At 35.0% G+C, this 22,411-nt stretch carries 18 protein-coding genes and 4 tRNA genes; 10 read left to right on the top strand and 12 right to left on the bottom strand.

Going from position 1 to position 22,411, the window contains the following annotated elements:
- Positions 1–195: 195 nt before the first annotated feature.
- The 6 genes from NBRC110019_RS07905 to NBRC110019_RS07880 form a co-directional block, all read right to left on the bottom strand.
- Positions 196–1,155: a restriction endonuclease subunit S gene (locus tag NBRC110019_RS07905; RefSeq protein ID WP_281753832.1), complete on the bottom strand. Its 960-nt coding sequence runs from the start codon at positions 1,153–1,155 to the stop codon at positions 196–198.
- Positions 1,155–3,245, bottom strand: coding sequence for a type I restriction-modification system subunit M (locus NBRC110019_RS07900; protein ID WP_281753830.1), 2,091 nt, complete (start codon positions 3,243–3,245; stop codon positions 1,155–1,157). Before NBRC110019_RS07900 ends, NBRC110019_RS07905 begins: the two co-directional genes overlap by 1 nt.
- The gene (locus tag NBRC110019_RS07895; RefSeq protein WP_309297643.1) at positions 3,246–3,386 is read right to left on the bottom strand and encodes a helix-turn-helix domain-containing protein; all 141 of its coding nucleotides are present in this window, start codon (positions 3,384–3,386) and stop codon (positions 3,246–3,248) included.
- A gap of 441 nt (positions 3,387–3,827) precedes the next feature.
- On the bottom strand, positions 3,828–5,675 hold the full coding sequence (gene glmS / locus NBRC110019_RS07890; protein ID WP_281753828.1) for a glutamine--fructose-6-phosphate transaminase (isomerizing): 1,848 nt from the start codon (positions 5,673–5,675) through the stop codon (positions 3,828–3,830).
- Positions 5,676–5,686: 11 nt separating this feature from the next.
- Positions 5,687–7,333: a BamH family beta-barrel-assembly machinery protein gene (bamH, locus tag NBRC110019_RS07885; RefSeq protein WP_281753826.1), complete on the bottom strand. Its 1,647-nt coding sequence runs from the start codon at positions 7,331–7,333 to the stop codon at positions 5,687–5,689.
- A gap of 7 nt (positions 7,334–7,340) precedes the next feature.
- Positions 7,341–8,159: a glycogen/starch synthase gene (locus NBRC110019_RS07880; protein ID WP_281753824.1), complete on the bottom strand. Its 819-nt coding sequence runs from the start codon at positions 8,157–8,159 to the stop codon at positions 7,341–7,343.
- Between the two features lie 105 nt (positions 8,160–8,264).
- On the opposite strand from NBRC110019_RS07880, the gene panC reads away from it, so the two are divergent.
- The 10 genes from panC to NBRC110019_RS07830 all read left to right on the top strand — a co-directional run bounded on the left by panC (position 8,265) and on the right by NBRC110019_RS07830 (position 14,860).
- Entirely contained in the window at positions 8,265–9,113 is an 849-nt protein-coding gene (panC, locus tag NBRC110019_RS07875; RefSeq protein WP_281753823.1) for a pantoate--beta-alanine ligase, read from the top strand.
- Positions 9,114–9,126: 13 nt separating this feature from the next.
- Complete coding sequence (gene panD, locus NBRC110019_RS07870) at positions 9,127–9,477, top strand: aspartate 1-decarboxylase (protein ID WP_281753821.1); 351 nt, start codon at positions 9,127–9,129, stop codon at positions 9,475–9,477.
- Positions 9,478–9,485: 8 nt separating this feature from the next.
- On the top strand, positions 9,486–10,442 hold the full coding sequence (locus tag NBRC110019_RS07865) for a lysylphosphatidylglycerol synthase transmembrane domain-containing protein (protein WP_281753820.1): 957 nt from the start codon (positions 9,486–9,488) through the stop codon (positions 10,440–10,442).
- A 47-nt stretch (positions 10,443–10,489) separates the two neighbouring features.
- Positions 10,490–11,629, top strand: a complete 1,140-nt coding sequence (locus tag NBRC110019_RS07860; RefSeq protein ID WP_281753818.1) for an alpha/beta hydrolase — start codon at positions 10,490–10,492, stop codon at positions 11,627–11,629.
- Positions 11,629–12,996, top strand: a complete 1,368-nt coding sequence (radA, locus tag NBRC110019_RS07855; protein WP_281753816.1) for a DNA repair protein RadA — start codon at positions 11,629–11,631, stop codon at positions 12,994–12,996. Before NBRC110019_RS07860 ends, radA begins: the two co-directional genes overlap by 1 nt.
- A gap of 163 nt (positions 12,997–13,159) precedes the next feature.
- Complete coding sequence (locus NBRC110019_RS07850) at positions 13,160–13,558, top strand: lipocalin family protein (RefSeq protein WP_281753814.1); 399 nt, start codon at positions 13,160–13,162, stop codon at positions 13,556–13,558.
- A 729-nt stretch (positions 13,559–14,287) separates the two neighbouring features.
- Positions 14,288–14,370: transfer RNA gene (locus NBRC110019_RS07845), tRNA-Tyr, on the top strand.
- A gap of 12 nt (positions 14,371–14,382) precedes the next feature.
- Positions 14,383–14,454: transfer RNA gene (locus tag NBRC110019_RS07840), tRNA-Cys, on the top strand.
- A 162-nt stretch (positions 14,455–14,616) separates the two neighbouring features.
- A tRNA-Gln gene (locus NBRC110019_RS07835) sits at positions 14,617–14,687 on the top strand.
- Between the two features lie 100 nt (positions 14,688–14,787).
- Positions 14,788–14,860, top strand: a tRNA-His gene (locus tag NBRC110019_RS07830).
- A gap of 4 nt (positions 14,861–14,864) precedes the next feature.
- On the opposite strand, the gene NBRC110019_RS07825 is transcribed toward NBRC110019_RS07830, so the two are convergent.
- The 6 genes from NBRC110019_RS07825 to NBRC110019_RS07800 form a co-directional block, all read right to left on the bottom strand.
- On the bottom strand, positions 14,865–17,168 hold the full coding sequence (locus NBRC110019_RS07825; protein ID WP_281753812.1) for a TonB-dependent receptor domain-containing protein: 2,304 nt from the start codon (positions 17,166–17,168) through the stop codon (positions 14,865–14,867).
- Positions 17,169–17,220: 52 nt separating this feature from the next.
- Positions 17,221–18,234, bottom strand: a complete 1,014-nt coding sequence (locus tag NBRC110019_RS07820; protein ID WP_281753810.1) for a response regulator transcription factor — start codon at positions 18,232–18,234, stop codon at positions 17,221–17,223.
- A 99-nt stretch (positions 18,235–18,333) separates the two neighbouring features.
- Complete coding sequence (locus NBRC110019_RS07815; RefSeq protein WP_281753808.1) at positions 18,334–18,627, bottom strand: hypothetical protein; 294 nt, start codon at positions 18,625–18,627, stop codon at positions 18,334–18,336.
- Between the two features lie 69 nt (positions 18,628–18,696).
- A complete protein-coding gene (locus NBRC110019_RS07810; protein ID WP_281753807.1) occupies positions 18,697–19,416 on the bottom strand; it encodes an RloB family protein in 720 nt (239 codons plus the stop codon).
- Positions 19,409–20,695 carry an AAA family ATPase gene (locus NBRC110019_RS07805; RefSeq protein WP_281753805.1) on the bottom strand — a complete coding sequence of 429 codons (1,287 nt, stop codon included), beginning with the start codon at positions 20,693–20,695 and terminating at the stop codon, positions 19,409–19,411. Before NBRC110019_RS07805 ends, NBRC110019_RS07810 begins: the two co-directional genes overlap by 8 nt.
- Positions 20,696–20,871: 176 nt before the next feature.
- Positions 20,872–22,410 carry a TolC family protein gene (locus tag NBRC110019_RS07800; RefSeq protein WP_281753804.1) on the bottom strand — a complete coding sequence of 513 codons (1,539 nt, stop codon included), beginning with the start codon at positions 22,408–22,410 and terminating at the stop codon, positions 20,872–20,874.
- Position 22,411: the final 1 nt, after the last annotated feature.

The following is a 22,411-nucleotide window of genomic DNA, read 5'->3' as shown; positions in this document are numbered from 1 at the left end:
CTGCTATTAATGCTTCTTTGTATTCTTCTACTAAAGTGATTTCTTTTTCTACTAAATCATTTAAAGCAATCTCACTTTTTATAATCTCGATAAGTGACTTTTGTTCCGATAGAGAAGGAACAGGAATCTTCTCTTTAATTAACTTCCTAGGGTTTAATGGACGATTTCTTCCTGCTGCACCTATAGAATTAGTTTCTAAAAGAAAATGCCCATCAGAAATAGTGAAAAAAGAAATTCAGGTAAAATAAATTTTTGATTACATTCTAAAATTGGATATCTATGTGAAGCAATACAACCCTCGTCTGATTGTTTTGCTAACGCAACTGAACCTTCCCAAGCGAATTGACCACTTAAAATCACATCTCCTTTGTTGATTTTAAAAAATGTAGAATCTCCTAAATCCTTTCCTAAAGTTTTTGGTTTATGAAAGATTCCTCTTCCTCTATTGTATAAACCTATCGGAATAAAACTACTATTATCCTTACGGTTAATAGGTCTTTCAATTAAATTTGTAATTACAGATAGCCTTAAATATTTAACAGTATTAGAATTTATTATTTGAGTAGTTATGGATTTTCTGCGTTCAATTTTATGCAAAAGAAGTTGCCTTTTATTTTTAATAAAACGGTCTATTTTTTCCGTTTTGTAGTCGAGAAAATTAGCTATAGCAATTTGTTCTGGTTTTGGTGGAATTGGAATAATCATATTCTTCATTTCAGAATACCTAGTAGTCCAAAGGTCTTCTACAATACCTCTACCATATCTATAATACTCTTCTTTAAAAAAGTATGATTTTAATAGATATTGAGAAAAAATAGGAACTATGTCTATCGGTTTTAAGACAATATTTATTAGCGAAACAGAGCCATCATATATAGATAAGCCACTAGAACCTTTTCTATCTGAACGACTATTAATTGCAAAATCTCCACTTAATACTAATTTTCTGTTATCGCCATCATTAGATTTAGCCGCATTATCTAATTGTGGAACAACTCCATTTTTAGTAACAGAAAGCGGTGAGAAATCTTTATCAGATACCTTCTCTTTTCTTTCATTAAAAACACTTCCAAGTCTAACTTCTTTCCAATGATTTGGAATTTTATTTAGCCAATCAATTTTTGATGTATTTATATAACTGTGGTTGTTTTTCATTAGTCAATAATTTCTTTTAACAAACCATCTGTTTCTTGTTCTAAAGAGAGTATTTCTTTTGTGATAACATCAAGATTTCTAAGTTCATCATACTTGTAAAAATGCTTAGTTAATGGAATATTATAACCTACTTTCATTTTCTTTTTATCGTACCAAGCGTCAGGTGCAAATGGTTTTACCTCTCGTTGAAAATATGTTTCAATATTTTCAGTCATTGGCACATTTTCAAAATCTTTTAAATCTTTATCAATTATATATTTTGTATTCTCTACTCTTTTTTCGGGTTGAGTTTTATGTTTCTTATAATCATTTATATTTTTAAAGACTGGTTTAGCATCACTATTTGTTTCTGCAAATACAGACAAAACATCCCTTATGGTTTTATTTATAAATCCTTCCTTTTTAACTCCCAAATGACTAGAAAAATCAATTATAGATTTATTGAAATCTAAATGGATATCATCTCCAAAAAAGTCTGCTATTACTTCAATGTTAAAACCTGCAACATTCAATAAATCTTCTAAATAAGCTCCTTTACCATTTCTAATTTTTTCTTTACAATTAGTAATAGCTAATTTTAATGGCTGTTGCGTTGTAATTTGGTAAAAGCCAAAATCCTCATTATCGAATATTTTAGAATATTCATTTTCTTCAAAGGCAAAATATAAATTTTGAATATCTAAAATATGGCTAGGATTTAATTCAACTCTTTTATCTCCTAAAGGCTTTCTCATTTTTTTAGAAAACTCACCTTTAGAAGAGGCATTTATCAACTGTACTTTTCCTTTTCGTTTGTCTTCTTTTACATTGCTTAAAATCCAGATATAGGTGGCAATACCTGTGTTGTAAAACATATCGTTGGGCAATTGTATAATACACTCTAGCAAGTCGTTTTCTAAAATGTATTGGCGTATACCACTTTCACCACTCCCTGCATCTCCTGTAAATAGGGCAGAACCATTGTGTACAGAAGCAATACGGCTACCACCATCTTTTGGGGCTTTCATTTTAGAAAGCATATGTAGCATAAACATTAACTGTCCGTCATTGCTACGTGAAGTCAAACATGTTTCTTCGAGTTCGCCTTTAAAGTTTTTAATAGGTAGGTTAAAACGTGTATCGTTTATTTCTATTTTTTTGGCTGTCCCTACGTTCAGTTCTTTTTGGTCTTCTTTCCAACTTGTACCGTATGGTGGGTTGGTAAGCATAAAGTTAAACTTTAGGTTTGGGTCAAATCCATACTCGCTTAGGGTAGAGCCAAATTTTATTTTATCTGGGTCTTCGCCTTTTAGTAGCATATCTGATTTACAAACCGCATACATTTCACCTGTGTTTTCTTGTCCGTATAAATGAAAGGTTGCTTTAGATTTTATTTCTCCATCAGGATTGGTTGCATATTTTTTGGATTGTGTTAGCATTGCTCCAGAACCCGCACAAGGGTCGTATACTAAAAACGTTCCGTTTTGTATTTGGTCTTTTACAGGCAAATACACCAAATGGGTCATTAATTCAATAATCTCTCTTGGTGTAAAGTGACGTCCAGCAGCAGCGTTTGTTTTTTCGTTAAATCTGCGAATTAAGTCCTCAAACATATAACCCATTGCCATAGGTGATATTTTTTCAGGGCGTAATTCTATTTTTGGATTACAGAATTTTTCGATAAGTGAAAAAGTAATACCACCATTTTCAAGTGTTTCTAATTGGTTTCTAAATTTGAATTTAGAAATGATGTCTTGTACGTTTTCTGAGAATCCGTTTAGATAGTCCTCAAAGTTACTGTCAATGTTTTTTGGGTCATCCAACAACTTTTTCATTGTGTATGGTGAAGTGTTGTAAAATGCCAATCCAGAACCGTGTTCTTTACTTGTTAGTAAACCTAGAAGATTATCTATTTTACTCTTAAATTCTTTATGCGTTTTAAGTACTTGGTCTTTGGTAGGCTCTAACGCCAAATCTAAACGTCTTAACACTGTCATCGGTAATATAACGTCTTGATATTGGTTTTCTAAATACTTATTGATTAAAACATCATCTGCTACTGTCCAGATGAAGTTTATAATAGGTTGTAGGCTTTGTGTATCTAAATTCATTTATTTTCTCTTAAAATCTCGTTTCTCAATTAGTTCTTTTGCCTCCATATTCAATATTTCAGCTATTTCAAACAGGACTTCAATACTCGGTTGTCTTTTGTTTCGAGCATACTCATTAATCGTGTTATAACTTTTACCCATTTTGTAGACAAGCCAAGTCTGACTAATTTACATAAATCCATCAGATTATAGTGTTTTTTATACTTGTATTTTATTGGATGATAAGTAGTGATACTAATTTAATGTGTTTTTATAGCAGTAGTATAGATTTATTATTATTTTCCAAATAGTTAAAATAGGGTATTAATGAAAGAGACATTACACATATTAGTTAGAGTTAGTACATTAATTCACGAGGAAGAAGGCACCTCTTTGAAAACTCAAACTGATATTTCTGAATACTGTAATAGATTCGATAATTGCAACCTATAACAAAGAGAACAAACTATCCCTTTTTGAATATTCATTTTAAAATACCCGTAGTACTAGATAAAAAAAGGGTTCCGAAAACGGAACCCAAATATCTATAAAGCCTGTTAAATAAGGCTATAAAAAGTCAAACCAACTCACCCACGCTTGTTACTACTCCACAGTAACAGACTTTGCTAAATTACGAGGTTGATCTACGTTACATCCTCTCATAACAGCAATATGGTAAGACAATAACTGAAGTGGAATGGTAGCCACTAACGGGGTTAAAAATTCGGATGTCTCCGGAATTTCAACAGCAAAATCAGCCATTTCTTTAATCATGGTATCCCCCTGAGTAACAATAGCAATAATGCGTCCGTTTCTAGATTTAATCTCTTGAATATTACTTACAATTTTTTCGTAATTACCTTTCTTTGTGGCAATTACAACCACCGGCATTTGTTCATCTATCAGCGCAATAGGCCCGTGTTTCATTTCTGCAGCAGGGTACCCCTCTGCATGTATATATGAAATTTCTTTAAGCTTTAAGGCTCCCTCAAGTGCTACCGGGAAATTGTATTTTCTTCCTAAATATAAACAGTTAGATACATTACTATAGTTATTAGCTATTTCAATAATCTGATTGTTTACCTCTAATACTTCATCTACTCTTTTAGGAATCGCTTCTAAATCGAACAAACACTTTTTATAATCACTGGTAGATAATGTACCCTTAGCATTTGCTAATCGTAACGCAATTAAGGTAAGCACCGTAATTTGTGTTGTAAATGCTTTGGTAGAAGCCACACCTATTTCAGGTCCGGCATGGGTATAAGCCCCAGCATTGGTTTCTCTTGCAATAGAAGAACCTACTACATTACAAACTCCAAATACAAAGGCTCCCATTGATTTTGCCAACTTAATAGCAGCAAGCGTATCGGCTGTCTCACCAGATTGTGAAATAGCTATTACCACATCATCTCTCTTAATTACCGGATTACGGTATCTAAACTCAGATGCATACTCTACCTCTACAGGTATTCTGGCAATATCCTCAAATAAATATTCGGCTACTAAACCTGCATGCCATGAAGTTCCGCAAGCAATGACAATAATACGGTTGGCACCGGTAAATTTAGAAAGGTTATCCTCTATACCCGACATTTTTATAATGCCTTCATTTGGCAATAACCTACCTCTAAACGTATCTAAAATAGCACTTGGCTGCTCATAGATCTCTTTAAGCATGAAATGATCATACCCTTTCTTCTCTATTTGCTCAAGGCTAATCTTTAAGTTTTGAATATTAATATCTATTTGCTCATCGTCATTAATACTTCTTACCCTTACCTCTCTACCAATTCTAATAATAGCCATTTCTTCATCTTCTAAATAAATAGCATTACTAGTATACTCGATAAACGGAGAAGCATCAGATCCAATAAAATATTCATCTTTACCAATACCAATAGCCAACGGGCTACCCAATCTGGCTACCACTATTTCGTCTGGTTTTTTCTTATCGAATACCGCAATTGCATAAGCTCCAACAACTTCCTTTAAAGCAATCTGAACAGCTTTACCTAATTTTACGCCCTCAATTTTCATTACCTCTTCTATAAGGTTAGCCAATACCTCGGTATCGGTATCCGAATGAAAAACGTATCCTCTTTTGGTAAGCTCTTGCTTTATAGATGCATAATTCTCAATAATTCCGTTATGGATAATAACAATATCTCCAGAATTAGATTGGTGTGGATGTGAATTTACATCGTTTGGCACCCCATGAGTAGCCCAACGCGTGTGCCCTAAACCTAGAGCTCCCGTGATTGCTACAGCCCCTTCAACCTTTTCTTTTAGGTCAGACACCTTTCCTTTGGTTTTACAAATATGAACTTCTTCTCCATCATAAAGCGCAACACCAGCACTATCATATCCGCGATATTCTAATCGCTCTAAACCTTTAATAACAATAGGATAAGCTTCTCTGTAGCCAATATATCCAACAATTCCACACATATTTTATAACTTTAATTAGAGGGTTTTGTATAAAATACCTCCAGTCGCAAACGCTTATCTTCCGGTACCGTTGCACTAGACCCGTATAAAATGGTTCCCGACGGATTTGTTGTTGATCCAGCAGGAATAATAACTTCTTCTTCAGATACGGTTCTAACAGTCGATGTTGTTACCGCATTAATATCGGATAACACTACCAACCCTAAAGAAACGTTTACAGAATCATTTCTAACAATATTATTTAAATGCTCAGTTAAACGAATTTTATATTTAACGGCATCATCATCGTCATCTTTTTCTATAATACCTCCATGAACATATCTTGATGAATATGCTACAGAGGTTGCTGTAGGATCGAACGCATAGTCCATTAAAGGAATCCCTTCTTCATCTAGGTTAAACAAAAAAATACGATTTGGCTCTATAACTCCATTACCATCCAAATCGTCTCTATCAACATAAAATGTTAGGTTCGCCTCATTAATCAACCAATTTTCGTCACGCATGGTTTCTAAATCAGTAGCGTCTAATAAATCTATTTGCGCCATACTACCTTGTACTCCCTTCAGATAGATAAGCTCCGTATCATCAGAGGTATCCATACTAGGGAAATCTGTTGTGGTAGTTTTCTGAATCATATTCCCATTAAGGTTGATATCAAAAGAAGATGTATTAGTCGTATCATACTCCACTACACCTTCATCATTTTCTGAAGCCGACGTATATGAATACTCGATAGTTATTTTTGCTTCAGACAAGTCTAAAAGCATCAATAAATTATCACTTATATCGTATGTATTAATAACAATACCTCTCATGTACTCTTTAAAATTCGAAACATTTTTAAATGCCGTATTATCTTCCTGATCAATTATGTACTGCTGAAAAAAAGCGGTATCTAAATCTAAACGTAAACGCGGCGTTAATACTTCCTCTATTTCTTCAGACTCATCTACATCTTCTGTATCAGGATCATCCTCTTTATAGATTTTAATCGTCTCATTACTAATTTTAAAATCGCCTTTATCTGCCAATACATCAGACGTATAGTTAGTTAAGAAATCAGGCGTTGGATTTGACGAGTAATATTTCTCATCATCTGTAAAATCAGGAGCTGCGTAATCTCCTAAATAATACGTTAATCGTTGTACCTTAATCCCAAACTCTTGATCGCTGTCTCCATAAATAGAATCCAACTCATACGTAGTTGTATCATCGTCATCTAATACTGCACTCCCCTCTTCATCTAAAACTACATTGGTAAAATACGGTATATCTAAATACACCCTTGTTACCAACTCTTCTTCATCAATGGTAGACACCAATGTATCGTCTGCCATTTCTCTTTCCTGAGAATACAACCCAAATCGTGGGCTTGTAGCGTTTAAGGTTAACTGAGAAACAATATACGACTCCTCTGTACCGTAAACACCACTAGTGTACTTTCCTAACTGATACAGACTCAACCCATCTGTTTGTACAGAGTTAAGTCTTACATTCTTGGCATACGTTTTAAAATATGCCACGTCAGTTTCAAAATCTGGACTTACCCCCGGTAAATCCAAATTACTAAAATCTTTCTTGCAAGATGACAGTACCATTAGCAATAATATTCCCCAAGCTAAGGTCTGCACGCAAGTCTTCGAGTTTTTAATCATGCAATTTTTAAGACGTTAAATTTAAAATTTCATTTTTATAAAATTCCATGTAAGCCTCTTCAAATTCAAATACAGGAACAAAAGGCAGTACCGGAACTTCTAATGATGAAAGGAATTCCTGTAAATCATCTGGCAAGGTTTCAGAGGCTATGATGACCCCATCTGAGTTTTTAGCTGCCAGTTTCATTATATTGGAGTAATCAGGTTCTTTGATTACAGAAATTTCAGATTCTACAAAACCATCAAACAAAACCTTATCCATCATCTTTTCATCTAACGTTCCGTCAAAGCCTTTGTTGTATACAGAGGTTACAATTTTACTTTCTGCAAAAAGTGGTTCGTCTCCATAGTACTTTTTCAAGTATAATGGGAGCAAAGAGGCCATCCATCCATGCACATGAATAATGTCTGGAGCCCAGTTTAATTTTTTCACTGTTTCTACTACCCCTTTAGCAAAAAAGATAGCGCGTTCGTCATTATCAGGAAACAAATTACCGTCTTCGTCTTTAAAAGTAGCTTTACGTTTAAAGTACTCTTCATTATCAATAAAATATACCTGAATACGCTCTTTAGGAATAGATGCCACTTTAATAATTAATGGCATATCCATGTCGTTCACCACCAAATTCATTCCAGATAAACGTATTACCTCATGTAATTGATGTCTTCTTTCATTGATATTTCCGAATCTCGGCATAAATATGCGTATTTGCCCCCCCCTGTCATTTACCATTCTTGGCGACTCGAACGACATTAATGAAGTTTCATTTTCAGGCAGGTAAGGCATCACTTCAGAGGACACAAATAACACTTTCTTATCAGTCATAAAATCTTTTCTTTGGTTAAGACTCACTTTTAAACATGCAAAATTACAAAAATTATGTGTATTTGACCTAAAATATATAATTTTGCACCGTCCAAAGACGAGAAAATGAACCTTTTTACAGAGAAAGAAAAACTAAAGAATTTCTTTTCAAACCAAAACCAGACAAATACCCTAGTGGGTTTGGTTCCTACTATGGGAGCCTTACACGAGGGGCATATATCACTTATTGACAGAGCTGTATCTGAAAATGATGTGGTGATTGTCAGTATTTTTGTGAATCCTACACAATTTAATAACCCGGAAGATTTGGAGAAATACCCGCGTACCTTAGAAGCTGATGTAGCTAAAATAAATGCCTTTAACGATACGGTACTTATCTACGCTCCTAACGCAAAAGATGTGTACGAAGATGAAGTTATGTCTGCTTATTTTGATTTTGACGGACTGGAAAACCAAATGGAAGGTAGTCACAGACCCGGACATTTTGACGGGGTTGGCACTGTGGTTAAAAAACTGTTTGAGATTACAAAACCCAACAATGCTTATTTTGGAGAGAAAGATTTTCAACAGTTACAGATTATAAAAAAGATGGTTCATAAAGAGCAAATGCCCGTTACTATTATTGGCTGCCCAATTTTAAGAGAAGCGAATGGTTTGGCAATGAGCTCTAGAAACGAACGTTTACTACCCGAAACCAGACAAAAAGCTGCCTTTATTTACAACACATTAACACATGTCAAAAACTGTTTTGGCACTAAAAATGTTGAAGAAATAAGTAGTTGGGTAAGCAATGAGTTTCAAAATTATGCCGGTTTTGATTTGGAATATATTGAAATTTGCGATGAGGAAACACTCATTCCCACAAAATCGATGTTAAACACTAAAAAATACAGAGCTTTTATTGCAGTCTATGCCGATGGTGTACGACTAATTGATAATATAGCTTTAAATTAATTACTTTTGTGCCATGCAAGTACATGTTGTAAAATCTAAAATACACAGAGTTAAAGTTACAGGAGCCGATTTAAATTATATTGGCAGTATTACTATTGACGAAGACCTGATGGAAGCCGCTAACATTATTCAAGGAGAGAAAGTACAGATTGTGAATAATAATAATGGCGAGCGATTAGAAACGTATGTAATTCCGGGACCACGAAACAGTGGCGAAATTACATTAAACGGAGCAGCAGCCCGTAAAGTAGCTGTAGGTGATGTGTTAATATTAATTGCCTATGCAGTTATGGACTTTGAAGAAGCCAAAACTTTTAAACCTGCTATTGTATTCCCTAACGAAGAAAACAATCTGTTGCAATAGCAGTGAAAATGAATATTAAAAAAATAGCTAGTTTTATACTCCCACTTTCGTTGGGAGTTTTTTTAATATGGTATTCGCTCAGTAAATTTACTCCGCAGCAGATTACCGAAATAAAACACTATTTTAAAAATGCCAATTATTGGTATGTTATTATTTCTATCTCCTTCGGTTTTTTAAGCCACCTCTCACGTGCTTACCGTTGGAATTTTATGTTGAGACCCATGGGGTATAACCCTAGTTTGGCTAACAATGCGATGGCTGTTTTTTCAGGATACATAATGAATATGTTTATCCCGCGCTCAGGTGAATTTTCCAGAGCTTTGGTGGTAAATAAGTACGAAGATGTACCTTATGACAAAGCTTTAGGAAGCATTATTGCAGAGCGTGTTGCCGATCTTATTGTATTAGGACTTATTGTAGCCACCGCATTTTTTATTCAGATAGATATTTTAAAAGAATATCTTTTAGAAACCGTTAACACTACCCTCTTATTAAGTCTTATGGCAGGAGCCACTGTACTAGGACTTACTTTTTTATGGTTCATCTACAAAACCAATACTAAAATCAGTCTTAAAATACGTGGTTTGGTATCGGGTATTATGACAGGTGTATTGTCTATAATTAAAATGGACAAAAAATGGGCATTTATTGCTCATACCATTTTTATTTGGATAATGTATTTAAGCATGTTTTACATTAATATTTACGCCTTACCACAAACCCAAAACATGGAATTTGGGGTTGTACTTTCGGCCTTTATTATTGGCAGTTTTACCATTGCTTTTACCAACGGTGGTTTTGGATCGTACCCTTTTGCTATTGCCGAAATTCTATCACTTTTTGGGGTTACTTTAACCGTAGGTACTGCCTTTGGCTGGATTATCTGGATAGCTCAATTTGTAATGTTGGTGTTTTTTGGAGGGCTTTCCTTAATTTTATTACCCATTTACAACAAAAACAAATAATTTACTAACTTGCACAGGCTCATTAACCAATGCATATTCTTAAGCTTATGAAAAAAATCTTACTCGGTTTGCTTTTCCTATTTACACTTATTGCAAACGCTCAGGTTATCAACGAAGAAATTGAATCTGGAATTCTTGAAGAGAAAAGATCGTTGAAAATTCATATTCCTGCCAATTATACCGAAACCAAAGTATACCCTTTAGTTATTGTTTTAGATGCCGATTATTTGTTTGATCCGGTAGTATCAAACATTAACTACTTAACTTACTTTGAAGAAATGCCCGAGGCTATTGTGGTTGGGGTTAATCAATTTGAGAGCCGTTACAGTGATATGGAGTTTGATGAAGAAAATGGACTCCCTAAAAACAAAGGAAGTTACTTTTTTGATTTTGTTGGTATAGAGCTTATTCCTTATATAGAAAGTAAATATACCATTGCTAACTTTCGTCTTGTTATTGGACACGATTTAAGTGCTGGTTTTATTAACTACTATTTACTTAGAGAAGATGTACTATTTAATGCATATATTTCATTAAGCCCTACTTTTGCTCCTAAGATGCAAGATCGTATAGCTACACGACTGCAAACTATTAACTCTCGTAAATTTTACTACCTAGCCACGGCAGATAATGATATTAGAGTTAACAAAACAGATGTTGCTAACCTAAATACACAATTAGAGCTTAACAATAATAAAAACCTTTATTACTACTACGATAAGTTTAAAAGTGCTAATCATAACACACTTGCTATTAATGCCATTCCTAAAGCATTAAGTGATATCTTCTCTATATTTAAACCTATTAGTACGCAAGAGTATAAAGAAAAAATTATGCCTATGGAAGATCATGTAGTTAACTATTTAAATGATAAATACAATACTATTGAGCAACTTTTTGGGTTTAAAAAAGAAATTCTTATCAATGATTTTATGGCTATCTATGTAGCTTCTAAGAAAAAAGAAGATTTTGAATCTCTTGAAAAATTAGCACAATTAGCTAAGAGAGATTATCCTAAAACCATGATGTCTGATTATTTTTTTGGTGAGTATTACGAATTGACAGGGAAGCCTAAGAAAGCGTTGAAATACTATCAGGATGCTTTTGCTAAAGAAGAAATTGACTTTATGACCAAAGATTTGGCTTACGAAAAAATGCAACAAATTAAAATAGATTTCGGGCTGTAATGGCAAAACTGAAAACTACCTTTTACTGCCAAAACTGCGGTGCTCAATACGCCAAATGGCAAGGACAGTGTACTTCTTGTAAAGAGTGGAATACCATTGCCGAAGAAATTATACAAAAAGAAGATCCTAAAAGTTGGAAAAATGCCGCTACAAGCACCAGTAAAAAACGTGCTACTAAGCCCATTGCCATTAAGGAAATTGAGAGTGAGCACGAGTTTAGAATGCGTACCCCTAATGGCGAATTTAATCGTGTATTGGGTGGTGGATTGGTGCCTGGTGCAGTAATTTTATTAGGGGGTGAACCGGGTATTGGTAAAAGTACCCTGCTTTTACAAATTGCTTTAAACTTACCGTTTAAGGTATTGTATGTATCTGGTGAGGAGAGTGAACGCCAAATTAAAATGCGAGCCGACAGGATACAGCAAACACCAAATGATTGCTACATACTTACCGAAACTAAAACGCAGGTAATTTTTAAACAAATTCAGGAATTAGATCCCGACGTATTGGTGATTGATTCTATACAGACCTTACATTCAGATTACATAGAGTCTTCTGCGGGTAGTATTAGTCAGATTAAAGAGTGTACTTCTGAACTAATAAAATTTGCGAAAGAAACCCATACACCCGTATTATTAATTGGTCATATTACCAAAGATGGTAACATAGCTGGTCCTAAAATACTAGAACACATGGTAGATACAGTACTTCAGTTTGAAGGCGACCGCAACCATGTATACCGCATTTTGCGGGCACACAAAAACCGGTTTGGATCTACCAATGAGTTAGGTATTTATGAAATGCAAGGTGCCGGACTAAGAGAGGTCTCTAACCCTTCAGAAATTTTACTTTCTAAAAATGCCGAAGAATTAAGTGGTACGGCCATTGCTGCTACCGTAGAAGGTTTGCGTCCGCTACTTATAGAAATACAGGCATTAGTTAGTACCGCTGTATACGGTACACCACAACGTAGTGCTACCGGGTTTAACGTAAAACGTTTAAATATGTTACTGGCAGTTTTAGAAAAACGTGCCGGATTTAGATTAGGTGCTAAAGATGTGTTTTTAAATATTACCGGAGGAATTACTGTAGATGACCCCGCTATAGATTTAGCAGTAGTAGCCGCTATTCTTTCTTCTAATGAAGATATTGCTATACAAAGCCATGTATGCCTTGCCGCGGAGGTAGGTTTAGCAGGAGAAATTCGCCCTGTTACCCGCGTAGAACAACGTATCACTGAGGCTGAAAAATTAGGCTTTAAAACTATTGTAATATCGGGCCAAAGTAAACTACCAGAACTTAACACAAACATTGAGGTTAAAAAGGTAAATAAAGTAGAAGAAGTAGTGAGCTTTTTGTTTGGGTAAAAGTGTATTTACTTATTACAACTATCTGTATATCTTTATTTAAATACACCACAGCAACCTAACTCCACACCTATAACTTGCTCTAACACACCATTTTTATTGTTTTTTACGCACGCAACCTTTTTAGTTTTCTGCATCTTATAAGCAATAAAACCATTATAACTTGAGAAATTTTACACTATTATTACTATTTATCGGATTCACTTTTTCTTGTAACGACACCAAAAATGACGATAGCATAAACGATAATGCTTTGGTGGGTGAATGGAAACTTACCGCTATGAAAGTTTCACCAGGTAGTGTAGTCCCCTTTGTAGAGGTAAACAGCAACAGAACACTTACATTTGATACCAATGGTACTTTTACTTGCAACGGAGAATTTTGTTCAAGTACTATAGATGCTACTATGACCACAGATGGCACCTACTCGTTAAACAATTATACACTTAGCTCTACTGCATGTACCGCCGTATGGGACTATACCTTTACCATATCTGCAGATACTTTAGTTATAGACTATCCTAGTATTGAAACGATACAAGCAAAGTATACAAGACAGTAATTTAGGCTAGCCAAGAGGAACATCCCTTTGTGCTATAAAAGCATATTTACGTAATAAAACACTACTTTTGTAAGATTATATGAAAACAGTTACCCTACATAGCATACAGCAACATAGTGTACAACTATGTTATTCTTGTTCATTATATAGTGAACAACACAGGATGCTGCGGGCTAATTTAAGGTGATTCATACGATAGAAAAACAACTAAAATCAGTTATACAAAGCGTCCAATATAAATTGGACGCTTTTTTTTTAATTTTTTTTGAGATGCAAAGTTACTGTAGTACAAAACATAACAAATAATTGAATTGAAAACAAAACAATTGGGAGACAGTCAGTTGTATACATTTCAAGAATCCGCATGATGCCGGACAGGAATTCAACACGCTAAAATCAACACACAAAACACTGATTATCAACATTTTAAATGTAAAAATAATTTGTGTAATTCAAAAAAGGTTTCCATCTTTGCCCTGTCGAAATAACAAACACCATACAAATGAAAACACATACACTACATACACAGCAGCAATCGCAACTTAGTTTGTGTTATTATATACATTATTGTGCCTGTAGTACAACACTATATAAAATACCTAAAAAGGAGATACGACTTATAATGCCCTAGCGGCTATTATATAACCAAGTAAAAAAGCATCTCCTTTTCCCGGAGATGCTTTTTTTTTAAACATGTGGGAAAAAAACTATTGAAAAAGAAAAAAGGAAGGAAGTGTTGAGCAATTGGTTGGCTCGCCAGACTGTAAATCTGGTCCTTATTAGGCGTGTAGGTTCAAATCCTACCACTTCCACAAAAATGATTTGATAAGGTGACTGAATGGTTAGGTAACAGACTGCAAATCTGTTTTATATGGGTTCGAATCCCATCCTTGTCTCAATTCCACTCATGGAATAAAGGGAATAACCTATGCTTACGGCTGTCTCCCGTAGGCATAGCGCTTATTTCCACTTACAAGAGTGGCGTACAGGCACACGCACCTGATTTAGAATCAGGGTTTTTAGAGCTGGAGTCTCTTCTCTTGTACTATTTTATGTTTAAACCTATAGTGTAACGTTAGCACGTCAGTTTTTGGCACTGGCAGTACAGGTTCAAATCCTGTTAGGTTTACTAAATAATTGAGGTTAACTACTTTGTGGGCTTGCTCCGAAGTAGTTTACTAGATAAACGAGATTCACTTTCTAAAAAGTAGTTAGTCAATACTGCAAACGGTAGCTCTAGTTTAACCGGTAAAACGCCTCACTGTGAATGAGGAGAACAGGGTTCGAGTCCCGGTGCTACCCTAAACTACTTCACCCTGTCTAACTGTTCGTCTACATTTTTGTTTTTAAAATTCTTTTTAACCAGCTTGCCAAAAGTATACGTAACCGATAAACCTACCCCATGATTATCGGTAAAATAAGTGGTCTTACTATCAATGCCATTGGTAGTATATGCTTGTGTAAATTTCAAGGTATTAAACACATCATTGGCATATAAAAAACACGTCCAATGCTTATTGAACTTTTTGCTGGCATTTATCCCTAACGAACTAAATCCGGCACTGGTACGTACGCCTTCTTCATGCTTCATCATGTAGAAATAATTCACCCCAATAGTAAAGTCTTTTTTAAACTTTAGCTCGTTATCGGTATAGTAATAAAAGTACGGAGTAGCCCCCATATGTTGCGCGTTTACATTGTTCACATCTACCAAACCACCATACAAGTAATTGGTAGAATTCCATATTTTATGACTAAAAGGAAGCATTAAAATTAACTGGTATCCGTTTTCCGAAGTTACATTGGTAGCTCCTATTTGTAGTTTCTCACTATCGGTATCATAATTGGTTAAATAGTATACTGTATTGGTTGCTCTATAGGCCACAAAATGGAGTCCTTTTTTACCACGTTTGTATTCTACACCCACTTCATCGCGTATAGAAGGTTGCAGGTTTACATTGTTTACAAAATCTAAATACTCATTTATATATACCTTAGCATTGTTAGCTTGTGAAAATGATGGACGCGAAATACTTTTATTATAACTTACACTTACGGAGTTTACACTGTCTATTTCCCAGGTTGTATGTACCCTTGGGAATAGGTACGTATTGGTATTATCTACCTCTGTTTCTCCGGTTTCTATATAACTTCCGTTACGGGTGTTATGCTCTAAACGCAAACCTGCGGTAAAGGATATTTTCTTCACTTCTCCTTTTAATTGCGAATAAGCCGCATACGTATGTTCTTTATAAAGATAATCTGGAGTCGTTTCATTACGATTACTCGATTGAGAGGTTGTTTCCGCTAAGTACAGATTTACGCCCGACTCCCACTGTGTTTTTTCGTTAAGTGCAACCTCAACATCGGCTTTGGCGGAAAATACCTCTATGTTCGATTTTTGAATGTTTTGTGCCGTTAAGCTTACAGTATTGGGTATTGTAACATCGTAAACATTACTGTTAGACTCTCTTTTTTTATACGTGTATTGTGCCCCTGTAAATAAGCCGGTTTTAGCGGTTAGCTTTTTATAATAATTAAGATTCGTGCTAATATAATCACGGTTACTTTTATTGCTGCTATAGTTGTCGTAAAAGGTAGTTACCCCATTATCGGTAATATTGGTCTGACTGTATATAGGACTTGGGTCTCTATGTATCATAAAACTGGTTTGAGTAGAAATATAGTCGGTCTCATTGAGGTTATACGATACCCCAACCGACCCCGGAACTTGGGCTCTATTTCCGTCTGATAATACCACATACTCATTGGTAAACCCTTCTGCTACATACCTAAGTTTAGAGGTATTGCTTTCCCAATGCTGCAACTGGTTATATCCTAACGATAATTGCATGCTCATCTTCCCCAGCCCTACATACGCATTACCACTTAAGTAATTATTAAAATTGTGTTGTTGAGAAGCATCTTCTTTTAGTTGTATTTGGTACCCTTTATCGTTGTTCTTTTTTAAGGTTATTACCAGCACTGCGTTTCCATCGGCCTCGTACTTAACAGACGGATTCTTAAGCAACTCTATTTTTTCTATAGCATTAACCGGAATACTATTTAATTGCTCTATAGTAATACGCTGGTGCCCCAAATACAAAATAGGACTCCCTTTACCCAATACATTAATAGACTCTTTATCGGCACTTACAATAACACCGGGTAACTTACCTATCACATCTGTAGTAGCCGACATGTTTGCCAATACACTATTTGCCACATTAACAGATAGGATTCCGTTTTTGTAGGTCATGCTTTTTTGTGCCGAGGTAACTGTAACACCCTCCAATTGGGTAACATCGATAGTTAATACAATACTCTTTTGAGTGGTTCTATTTAGGGTAATGGTTTCCGTATAATCCTTATACCCCAAAGTAGCAATAAACAATTGATACGTACCTAAAGGAAGTTCTTCGGTACTCACCTTGCCATCAATTATAGTAAAATAAACAGGGGATGTTGTACCTTCTTGGGTAAGTTGTAACGTACCATAAGGTAATGGTTCATTATCTTCTACCGTAACAGTACAAGAAAGGATTGCTTTTTGTTGTCCAAAACCAATGACAACCGATAAAAAACATAGCGTAGTAAACAGTAATTTCATGTTGGTTATTCTTTTGCTGCAAATAACCGATGCCTTACTGCATTTCTATACCTTATTCGGGTACCAAATAGGTACTAGTACCCGTTGTATTTTGGTATTGTTGTATGAGGTCTTTTCTATTACTCACCTGTAACTTACTGTATATATTGGTAATATGAGTTTTTACCGTACTTACACTAATAAACAGGGTGGCAGCAATCTCTTTATTGGTTTTACCCTCTAAAATAAGATTCTTTACCAAGGTTTCTTGTTTGCTAAGTGCTATAGCAGGTTCTTGCTTTTGCTGTTTTCTGGCTCTTAACCATTTCACAACTACCCATACTAACAACACCACTAATAGTAAATTTACAATAACACTGGTTTTAAAAAATGTATTGGCTTGCAGGTAATGGTATTGGTGTAGTTTGCTTTCTAAATACATATAGTACTCTGGTTTTACATCGCTCTCCTTTAGTTGTACTAACAATTGCTCGTAATAATCAGGATTCTCTTTAATATCGGTATCTAACAAGTGCTTAGCATCTAGCTCTTGTATGCTCATTAACTTCACCAATAAAATTTGTAGGGAGTCTTTAATGTATCCTTTTGTAGAAGTTAAGTAGCCTGCCACTTGCTGTGCATCAAACGCCTGTGCATGCCTTGCTTTCTCAAACTTTTTAAACTTGGCCCATTCCTTATCGGCTGCACTGGTGGTTTCATACTCGGTAGTAGTGCCGTTAAACACCATATAATCGTCTGCCGACAGTATAAACGTTTTCAGAGTTTTAATCATTTGCGGAAATCCGGTAGTACCATTATACTTCTCCCCCGCCAAAGCTAGCTGGTACACCTTTTCGGTAGGCTGAAACAATTCTTTTCCAAAACTAAACTCACCGTTTTTGCCAATAGCCGATGTAGCCAATACCTTGGTGCTATCCTTTACTGAGGGCGCAGATGGGTCTACCGATAATAGTACCACCTCTTTAGCCATGGCTAACTCAGCCGGATTCACATATCCGCTAATGGTATTTTGTGCCGTTACTACCGTAACCGCCAATACCGCACACAAAAACAGCAAACGTTTCATACTACAGAATTTAAAATTGATGCGTAACAAAGGTAGGAAAATGTTTGAGGGGATTGGCGAACGTGTTATGGATAGCTGTGTTAAAGGATGTGGTTTATGTTACCACAATTCCCCTTTCACCGCTAACCTTACCAGCCACACCAATAATAGCACCCCAATGTGAATACCTACCACAAAACCAGGTATCAGTAACATAACTAAACTACTACCGTATTTAAAGTTATCAGGATTGGTAAACTTCACAATAAACAACGCAGTATACAACAGATAAATAACAAGGTTAATTTTATAATACCCTTTCCGTTTAGACTTGTACGTCATAAACACCAAGTACCCTAAAAAAACGATAAACAAACTATATAAGGTAGTAAACTCGGAGTCTGTTGGAAACATGTTTTTTGCGGTTTTAGGAAATATAAGGATTTAGGGATATTTATAAACGATATTTTTTTAATACGCAAACTAAATGCTTTGTTCTCTAACATAATCTTCTGTTAACTTTATTAATTCACATACCAAATTATGTACCCTCGTAGATGGATTATGCCTAGCAAAATTTCTATCCAAATATTGCTTTTCTAACCTTTCTGCATTGGTAATTGCTTTTTTTTGATCCCCATACTTATTTAAAAGAGCAAACATATCTTTAGAATTTTTTAAATATCGATAATCTCTTCTATTACTCGCACTATTTATTTCCTTTTCTATAAGATTTTGATACTGCCTTCTTGAAATTCCTGTATTATAATAATTAAAATGCAATAAATACCATAACTCAAAAGCTTCATTCGTCCAAGCACAATTAATCTTTAGTTTTGAATTCTCTCCTTTGTTTATGGCATTATTAAAATTTTCATCAGGAAAACTATCTTTATCAAATACAGCCCAAACTTTGTCTATTGTTCGTAAATATTGACTATAATATTTATCCCTTAACTTTTTAGCTTCATCAATAATTGAAAGAGTATTCTTACCTGTTCCATCAATATCTATATTTGTTAATTCTAAAACTCCTTTAGGGAGAGACTTCTTAAGTGATTCAAAATAGTTAGGCTCCGTTTTTTCACCTTCACAAACAATTAGGTAAAACATTCTTTTAGATTTAAATTCAGTTTTACGCTTTTGTTCAGTCCTTCGCCTTCTTTTGAGAACAGCGTTATCAATTTTTATAATATTAGCCATTTCTTAAAATTTCTTCAAAGTTTCCAATAAAGGGTATGGCTCCATATCTACCTTTAATATAATCTTTTTCAAAGGATCTATCTTTTCTGATTTTTTTCTCAGAGCCTTCTTCTTTGTACTCTATTAGTGAATATAGATCACTAGCTTCAAATTTATCTTTTTCCAAAAAGTAGATTTGATCCCTTCTAAATTTACCGTATGATAGTAAGTTAGTATCATGAGTAGCAAAAATTAATTGAGCATTATTGTTATTAAAATCAGGAGAATTAAACAAGTTTGTAATAGCTGCGGTCATTAAAGGATGTAGTTTCGCATCTAATTCATCAATAACTAGAACCCCACCTGCTAGTAAAATATCGAAAATTGGACCAGAAATATCAATTATCTTATTTGTTCCTGACGATTCCTGCTCTCTTAATTCAAAATCTTCTAAACCAACTTGATTACCATTGTCATCAAATATTTTATGAACAGTATTAATTCTAGCTATAGTTTTCCCTTGTAAATCGTTTATGATATCATCGAGAAGATCTGATGGAATGTCACTTGGTAATATGCTTTCTTGAAATTTCTCTTTTCGGAATTTTAACTGCTCAAAACCTAAATCTAGGTCTTTGAAAAAATCTAAAAGCTTTTCTTTTGATGTTTTCTTATCTAATAAAGAAAATGTGACGCCTCTATAGTTTTCATGGCTTAAACCGGAAATTGTTCCTAAATTATCGAACCATTGAATAATTCTGGCTGAAATCTCACCATTAAATTGATCTACAACAGAAACAAAAAGGGCGTTTTCTCTAGTTTTAGATTCAAGCCCCCTTCCTTCTACAAATTCATCAGTTACTCCGATACCATTTTCTTCTCTTATGAAAAGAGGTACCTCGTCATGCTTTTCTAATTTAAAAAGCCATTCTCCTAAGATTGAATTGCTATCAATCTCAAAACCATATCTATATCTAGTTTTTTCAATTATAAAAACAACCTCAAAGAAAGTAGGTTCGTTTTTTGTCGTTGTATTAAGTAAAAAGGGAATAACTTCAAATTTTGATGCAGATGTTCTTTCAACAGATGTTAATACAATCTTTTTCATGGTGGAAATTGCTTTGATAAAATTAGATTTACCACTTGAATTAGCACCATAAAGAACAGCACTTTTTAAAAGTTTAAAATTGCCTATTTTAAAAGTAGAATTATTATGCTCTGTTATATTAGTTGCTTCCAAGGATAATGTTTTATTTTCCTTAAATGACAAAAAATTACCCACTGTAAATTCAATAATCATATTTTCTTTTTCTTTATAAGAAATCTTTCTATTTACAAATATAGATTATAAATGAGAAAAAATCTCACTAACTTTAGAATATGTTTTATTATATTTATTTTCACCACAAAAAAGAACCCCCGAACCTAGAAGAAAGATGGTCCGAGGGTTACAACCTAACCTAACTCGGGAAGCGGTTATTGCCAGCCGCCCCCCAAACTTCTATACAACTCTACATTGGCAATTAATATCTGTTTCTTAATTGCAATTAAATTCAGTTCGCTTTCCAATGCATCGGTTTGTGCGGCAATCACCTCTAAATAGTTGGCAAAACCACTTTTAAACAACAATCCGGCATCTTTAAGTCCCTGACGAGTCACCTGTATACGTTCTTGTGCTATGGCATATTCTTCCTCTAGCTTATCGAGTGTAGCTAAGGAGCCCGAAACATCACCAATGGCATCTATTAATGTATCTTTAAAATCTAATTGCGCTATTTCTTTTTCAGATAAGGCAACACGGTAGTTTGTTTTTAACTTACGGTTATTAAAAATGGGCTGAAAAATAGCACCGTTTAAAATGGCAAACCCTGAGCTTACCGGATTTAAAAATCCGTCTAAGGTTCTTGAATTTAATCCTAAACTAGCATCAATAGTAAGTTGCGGATACGTAAGTGCTTCGGCTACTCCGGCTTTAGCATTTCTCCTTATCAGTTCATACTCTGCCATAGCCACATCAGGTCTGTTTTTAATAAGATCTAACGGCACTCCTGTTTCATAAATATCCTGAAAACGTACCTCATCTAATTCAGATGTAATTACAATGGGTTGTGGGAACCTACCAAGCAATTGGTTTAATTTATTTTCTTCTAGTGCATAAGCACATTGCAACTCGGGTATCAACGTTTTAGATTTTAGCATACGCGATTGCGTTTGGCGTACCGCCAACGAGGTGGTTTCGCCTGCATCGTATTGCAACCTTACGATGTTAAGGGTACTATCGTTTAACTGAAAATTCTGTTTGGCAACTGCTATCTGTGCCTTTAGCATTAGTAGGTTATAATAGGTAGCTGCTACTTCTGAAATTATAGCGGTTTGCAGAGCCTTTTTAAACGCAACACTTTTCATGTATTGGGCACGAGCGGCTTCCTTCTTCCAACGTAGTTTACCCCATATATCGGCTTCCCAACTGGCTTGCAAAGCACTGCTATATTCTAAACGCTCGGTATAGAAACTGTTGGGTATAGCACCTTCTCCATGGTTCTTTCTTGCTCGGTTAGACCCATAATTGTTATAATTCTCAGAATAATAATCGCTTCTATAACCTCCCGGTGTACTGTTTACCGATGGAAGGAAATTGGCTTTCGACTGCTCTAGCGATTCCATCCCTATATGTAGGTTTTGCAATGCCTTTTGCATGTCGATATTATTTACCAACGCCTCCTCGATGAGTCCCACCAACACGGTGTCTTGCAGGTACTCCCCCCACGGAATTTCAGACAGTAACATACTATCTTTTACTTCCTGAGTAACTAACAATAACGTATCGGTGGGTACTCCACCGGGAGTATAGTATGTGGGGGTACCGGTATATAATACCGGTCTTTTATAAGGATTGCCTACCTTACAGCCTACTACAGCTGTCCCAACTAACAAGGTAAACACAATCCTTCTAAGCAGCAGCGCCCCACGGTACTGCTTATGTTGTAATGTTATATGTTTGAATTTGAATTGCATT

The organism is Neptunitalea chrysea (genome assembly GCF_027924145.1).
GTDB lineage: Bacteria > Bacteroidota > Bacteroidia > Flavobacteriales > Flavobacteriaceae > Neptunitalea > Neptunitalea chrysea.
The sequence above is the reverse complement of the archived record's forward strand: the minus strand, read 5'-3'. Positions and strand labels throughout refer to the sequence as shown.

Bases quoted from the DNA above. Each gene is read 5' to 3' on its own strand.
- NBRC110019_RS07805 (WP_281753805.1), bottom strand. From the start codon at position 20,695: ATGATTATTGAATTTACAGTGGGTAATTTTTTGTCATTTAAGGAAAAT.
- NBRC110019_RS07895 (WP_309297643.1), bottom strand. From the start codon at position 3,386: ATGGGTAAAAGTTATAACACGATTAATGAGTATGCTCGAAACAAAAGA.
- glmS (WP_281753828.1), bottom strand. From the start codon at position 5,675: ATGTGTGGAATTGTTGGATATATTGGCTACAGAGAAGCTTATCCTATT.
- radA (WP_281753816.1), top strand. From the start codon at position 11,629: ATGGCAAAACTGAAAACTACCTTTTACTGCCAAAACTGCGGTGCTCAA.
- NBRC110019_RS07905 (WP_281753832.1), bottom strand. From the start codon at position 1,155: ATGAAAAACAACCACAGTTATATAAATACATCAAAAATTGATTGGCTA.
- NBRC110019_RS07815 (WP_281753808.1), bottom strand. From the start codon at position 18,627: ATGTTTCCAACAGACTCCGAGTTTACTACCTTATATAGTTTGTTTATC.
- NBRC110019_RS07820 (WP_281753810.1), bottom strand. From the start codon at position 18,234: ATGAAACGTTTGCTGTTTTTGTGTGCGGTATTGGCGGTTACGGTAGTA.
- panD (WP_281753821.1), top strand. From the start codon at position 9,127: ATGCAAGTACATGTTGTAAAATCTAAAATACACAGAGTTAAAGTTACA.
- bamH (WP_281753826.1), bottom strand. From the start codon at position 7,333: ATGATTAAAAACTCGAAGACTTGCGTGCAGACCTTAGCTTGGGGAATA.
- NBRC110019_RS07900 (WP_281753830.1), bottom strand. From the start codon at position 3,245: ATGAATTTAGATACACAAAGCCTACAACCTATTATAAACTTCATCTGG.
- panC (WP_281753823.1), top strand. From the start codon at position 8,265: ATGAACCTTTTTACAGAGAAAGAAAAACTAAAGAATTTCTTTTCAAAC.
- NBRC110019_RS07880 (WP_281753824.1), bottom strand. From the start codon at position 8,159: ATGACTGATAAGAAAGTGTTATTTGTGTCCTCTGAAGTGATGCCTTAC.
- NBRC110019_RS07825 (WP_281753812.1), bottom strand. From the start codon at position 17,168: ATGAAATTACTGTTTACTACGCTATGTTTTTTATCGGTTGTCATTGGT.
- NBRC110019_RS07860 (WP_281753818.1), top strand. From the start codon at position 10,490: ATGAAAAAAATCTTACTCGGTTTGCTTTTCCTATTTACACTTATTGCA.
- NBRC110019_RS07810 (WP_281753807.1), bottom strand. From the start codon at position 19,416: ATGGCTAATATTATAAAAATTGATAACGCTGTTCTCAAAAGAAGGCGA.
- NBRC110019_RS07800 (WP_281753804.1), bottom strand. From the start codon at position 22,410: ATGCAATTCAAATTCAAACATATAACATTACAACATAAGCAGTACCGT.
- NBRC110019_RS07865 (WP_281753820.1), top strand. From the start codon at position 9,486: ATGAATATTAAAAAAATAGCTAGTTTTATACTCCCACTTTCGTTGGGA.